The sequence below is a fragment of the Streptomyces boluensis genome, from assembly GCF_009908195.1.
In the GTDB taxonomy this organism is placed as follows: Bacteria; Actinomycetota; Actinomycetes; order Streptomycetales; family Streptomycetaceae; genus Streptomyces; species Streptomyces boluensis.
Genome location: NZ_JAAAHS010000513.1, coordinates 1 through 4548 on the forward strand (window position 1 = coordinate 1; position 4548 = coordinate 4548).

Annotated in this window: 4 protein-coding genes; 3 read left to right on the forward strand and 1 reads right to left on the reverse strand. The window is 68.9% G+C overall.

Annotated features, from left to right (window positions below):
• Positions 1-107: 107 nt before the first annotated feature.
• Complete coding sequence (locus tag GUY60_RS34910) at positions 108-806, forward strand: RDD family protein (protein ID WP_161705293.1); 699 nt, start codon at positions 108-110, stop codon at positions 804-806.
• Between the two features lie 127 nt (positions 807-933).
• On the opposite strand, the gene GUY60_RS34915 is transcribed toward GUY60_RS34910, so the two are convergent.
• Positions 934-1236 (reverse strand): hypothetical protein, encoded by a 303-nt coding sequence (locus tag GUY60_RS34915; protein ID WP_161705296.1) that lies wholly within the window; start codon positions 1234-1236, stop codon positions 934-936.
• Between the two features lie 426 nt (positions 1237-1662).
• On the opposite strand from GUY60_RS34915, the gene GUY60_RS34920 reads away from it, so the two are divergent.
• Together GUY60_RS34920 and GUY60_RS39340 are read left to right on the forward strand one after the other, a co-directional pair.
• Positions 1663-4083 (forward strand): immune inhibitor A domain-containing protein, encoded by a 2421-nt coding sequence (locus tag GUY60_RS34920; RefSeq protein WP_312866539.1) that lies wholly within the window; start codon positions 1663-1665, stop codon positions 4081-4083.
• 123 nt (positions 4084-4206) lie between these two features.
• Positions 4207-4521 (forward strand): hypothetical protein, encoded by a 315-nt coding sequence (locus tag GUY60_RS39340; protein ID WP_246236039.1) that lies wholly within the window; start codon positions 4207-4209, stop codon positions 4519-4521.
• The last annotated feature ends 27 nt before the right edge of the window (positions 4522-4548 follow it).

Here is a 4548-nt window from a genome sequence, read left to right on the forward strand (position 1 = left end):
GGCCCCCAAGACCCCGCGTACCGCCCCTCGTACGGGCCGGTGCGCGGGGTCGCCCGTTCGGCCGCTCGCCGGATGCGGCGTGCGGGTGAGCGGGGTCGACTCGGCGCATGAGCACTCAACCGCCGCCGCCCGGCAACGGACCGCCGGACGACGATCCGTTTCGCAAGCCGCAGCAGCCGCCCACGGGCAGCGGTGGCGGCTCTCCGTACGACAACCCGCCGCCCGGCGGCGGCGACCCGTACGGCGGCGCTCCGCCCCCGCCCGGTGGCGGCGGGCCCTACGGTGGGGGGCCGCCACCGCCGCCCTACGGCGGTGATCCGTACGGCAGTGGGTACGGCGGGGCCGATCCGCTCGCCGGGATGCCGCCGCTGGCCGACAGCGGCAGGCGCGTGCTCGCCCGCATCATCGACATGGTGATCGTCGGCGTCGTGGTCGCCCTGCTCGCCTGGGCGTTCGGCTGGACCAACGTCGACGTGGACACCGACGACGTCGAGGTCGGTAGCACCTTCGGCCGTTCGATCCTGTCGGCGGTCCTCTACATGGCGTACGACACCTGGTTCACGTCCAGGACCGGGCAGACGCCCGGCAAGCAGGTGATGAAGCTGCGCACCGCGAATCTGAACGACGGCGCGACGCCGAGCGCGCAGACCTCGCTGGTGCGGGCCGCCGTGCTGTGGCTGCCGTTCTCGTTCTGCTGCTACTGCATCTGGACGGCGATCTGCGGCGGCTGGAGCTTCTTCGACAAGCCGTACAAGCAGGGCCTGCACGACAAGGCGGCGAAGACGGTGGTGGTCAGCACCGCCTGACCGGGCGAGGCAGTACCGCGCCGACGGGCCCGCGACCGAGTGTCGCGGGCCCGTCGGCGTATCGATGACCCCTGAACTCGCTCCCGGCGTCGGGGAGTTCGGGAAAGTCGCAGGCCAGTGCGTGCGGTCAGCCGTGCAGCGAGTGCTCGGTCACCCGGGGCTCGCCGCCGCGCACCTGCCGTACGGCCACCGGGGCCTCGGGGGCGGCGGGCTGGGCGAGCACCGTGGGTCCGAGCGTGGCGTGCGGGCGGGGCGTGGCCTTCGGCATCGGCACCGTCACCGCGACGAGAAGCCCGAGGCCGAGCGCGGCGACGGCTATGACGGCGACCCCGATGCCCGTACGCGTCTGGGAGAGCAGCAGCATGGCGAGGGTCGCGAAGACCACGGTGGCGGAACCGTAGGCGAGCTGTGCGGCGGTCGGGCGGGGCATGGCGAACTCCGTCGTCCTCGGGACAGCAGATCTGGGATGAACGTGTGTCGAGCGGCCCGTACCCGCGCCGTCAACTGATGCTATTCCGCTGGATTCCCGAGCCGACAGGCGAGTAAGCGTGACCTAACGCACGGTGCCGAAGCATGAGGGGCGCACGGGCGCAGTTGACGGTCCACGGGTCGAGATGCACGCGCCCTCGGCCGGGTGCGTGCCCGTATGGGACGGTGGTCCGCCCGGGGGTTCCGGCGTCCGGATAGCGCAACTCCCCGACCGCTTAACGCACTTGACTGTTTCAAGTCAAGGTCTGTCTTTTCTCGCGTAACTCCGGTCGAATGGCGTCACTTGTGACGCGGCACTGCGCCCGGATCCCCTTGACCCTCCATCCGTCGGCTCCGCAGGCGCGGTCGCGGGGGAGGACAGTACGAAGTGATCCAGAGGAGCAGGTCCGGCAGACGCCGGACGTTCCGCGCCGCGGCCGTGGTGACCGCGCTCGCGGCGGCCGGCGCGACCGCGTCGGTGTACAGCGTCGCCCAGGCCGACGACACGGGGCGGCAGCGGGCAGCGGAGGTGGAGCGCCAGGACCCGGCGCCCGCCAAGGGCGACCAGGACCATGACCTGGAGGGCCCCTTCAGCGAGCGGCAGACGCAGCAGCGCGAGGAGGCCCTGCGCCAGGTCATCTCCGGCGACGCGAAGGCCACGAAGCGCGGCGCGTCCAGTGTGGTGAAGCTCGACGACGGCAAGTACGTGGAGCTGGGCCGGGAGAAGACCGACAAGATCTTCACCATCCTGGTCGAGTTCGGCGACAAGGTCGACGACACCACGATGTACGACCCGGACGGCCCGGACGGTCCCGAGAAGCCGGTCAAGAAGTACGGCGGCAAGCCGGGCCCGCTGCACAACAAGATCGCCGAGCCGGACCGCAAGGACGACAACTCCACGGCCTGGCAGGCGGATTACGACCAGGAGCACTTCCAGGACCTGTACTTCTCGAAGGACGCCAAGAAGGAGTCCGTGAAGAAGTACTACGAGAAGCAGTCCTCGGGCCGCTACTCGGTCGACGGCGAGGTCTCCGACTGGGTCAAGGTCGACTACAACGAGGCCCGTTACGGCTCCAACTACTGCGGCGACACCAACTGCGCCAACGTCTGGGACGCGGTGCGCGACGGCACGAAGCAGTGGGCCGCCGACCAGAAGGCCGCCGGGAAGACCGACGCCGAGATCAAGGCGCAGCTCGCCAAGTACGACGAGTGGGACCGCTACGACTTCGACGCCGACGGCAACTTCAACGAACCCGACGGCTACATCGACCACTTCCAGATCGTGCACGCCGGTGAGGACGAGTCGGCGGGCGGCGGCGCCGAGGGCGAGAACGCCGTCTGGGCGCACCGCTGGTACGCGTACGGCTCGGACGCGGGCAAGACCGGCCCGGCCGAGAACAAGTCGGGCGGCACCCAGATCGGTGACACCGGCGTCTGGGTCGGCGACTACACGATGCAGCCGGAGAACGGCGGCCTCGGCGTCTTCGCCCACGAGTACGGCCACGACCTCGGCCTGCCGGACCTGTACGACACCTCGGGCAAGGGCGAGAACTCCACGTCCTTCTGGTCGTTGATGTCCTCCGGCTCGTGGCTCGGCCGCGGCGAGGACTCGATCGGTGACCTGCCCGGTGACATGACGGCCTGGGACAAGCTCCAGCTCGGCTGGCTGGACTACGACACCGCGAAGGCCGGCACCAAGTCCACGCACAAGCTGGGCTACGCGGAGTACAACACCGAGAACAAGCAGGCCCTCGTCGTCGAGCTGCCCGCGAAGCCGGTCACGACGACGATCACCAAGCCGGCCGACGGCGCCAAGCAGTGGTGGAGCGGCCAGGGCGACGACCTGAAGAACTCCCTGACCCGCACGGTCGACCTGACCGGCAAGTCCAAGGCGTCCCTCGACCTCTCCGGCTGGTGGGACATCGAGGAGAACTACGACTACGCGTACGCCGAGGTCTCCACGGACGGCGGCGCGAGCTACACCCCGCTCGACGGCACCGCCGACGGCAAGCCGATCCCGCACGACGGCGGCGACAAGCCCGCCCTGACCGGGAGTTCGGGTGCGTACAAGAAGCTGAACTTCCCGCTGGACGCCTACACCGGCAAGAAGATCGACCTCCGCTTCCGCTACCAGACCGACGGCGGCACCTCGCTCAAGGGCCTTGCGGCGGACGGCATTTCGGTGACGGCGGACGGCGAGAAGCTGTTCTCGGACGACGCCGAGGGCGACGACAACGGCTGGACCGCGAAGGGCTTCGAGCGCATCGGCGAGTCCTTCACCAAGGACTACCCGCAGTACTACCTCGCGGAGAACCGCCAGTACGTGTCGTACGACAAGACCCTCAAGTCCGGCCCGTACAACTTCGGTTGGGCCAAGACGCGGGAGAACTGGGTCGAGCACTTCCCGTACCAGAACGGCCTGATGCTCTGGCAGTGGGACACCTCGCAGGCCGACAACAACACCGGCGTGCACCCCGGCGAGGGCCTGGTCCTGCCGATCGACGCGCACCCGAAGGCGGAGAAGTGGGGCGACGGCAAGCTGATGCGCAACCGGATCCAGTCCTTCGACTCCACCTTCAGCCGGTACGGCACGGACGCGGTGACCCTGCACGCGGAGGGCGTCGCGAAGAAGATCCCCGCACGTGCGGGGGTGCCGGTCTTCGACGACGGTCACTGGGTGTCGTACTACGACCCGTCGAACCCCACGGCAAGCGTGAAGGTAACTGACACGAACACGCGGATCGAGATCGTGAAGGAGCCCAAGAGCGGCGAGACGATCACGCTCCAGGTCGGCCCACAGCAGAACTGAGCCATATTTACGCAGGTCAAAGACGTATCGGCCGTGACCCTCTAGCGGGTCGCGGCCGATCGTGTTTAGGTGCGTCCTGTGAGTTTCTTATTGACGCGACGTCTCACGGGGGTGTGATGCCGAATGGCTGGAGGAGGCTTCAGCAAGTTGCCCGGCGGCAGTGTGGTGGTGGCCCTGACCCTGCCGAGCCCGGCGGGCGCGGGGGATCAGGTCAGAGTCCTGGTCCACTCCGCGAACCGCGCCCGCGCCTTGACCAGGCTGCGGAATCTGGGGTTGCGGGCGGTGTATCTGCGGGGCAATACGCATCCGCCGACGCCCGATGAGGTCACAGCGGTGCTGCACCATCCCGACGGGCTGATATGGCGCACGGCGCCCGATGAGGCGGATGAGCTGTGGCATCCGATCAGGGCACTGCTCAGGCCGGCTCGGGCGGCTTGATTTTCCCCTCCCCGCCCCTTCCCGAAC

Excerpts from the sequence above, each read along its gene's own strand:
- GUY60_RS34910 (WP_161705293.1), top strand. The coding sequence starts at position 108 with ATGAGCACTCAACCGCCGCCGCCCGGCAACGGACCGCCGGACGACGAT.
- GUY60_RS34915 (WP_161705296.1), bottom strand. The coding sequence starts at position 1,236 with ATGCCCCGCCCGACCGCCGCACAGCTCGCCTACGGTTCCGCCACCGTG.
- GUY60_RS39340 (WP_246236039.1), top strand. The coding sequence starts at position 4,207 with ATGGCTGGAGGAGGCTTCAGCAAGTTGCCCGGCGGCAGTGTGGTGGTG.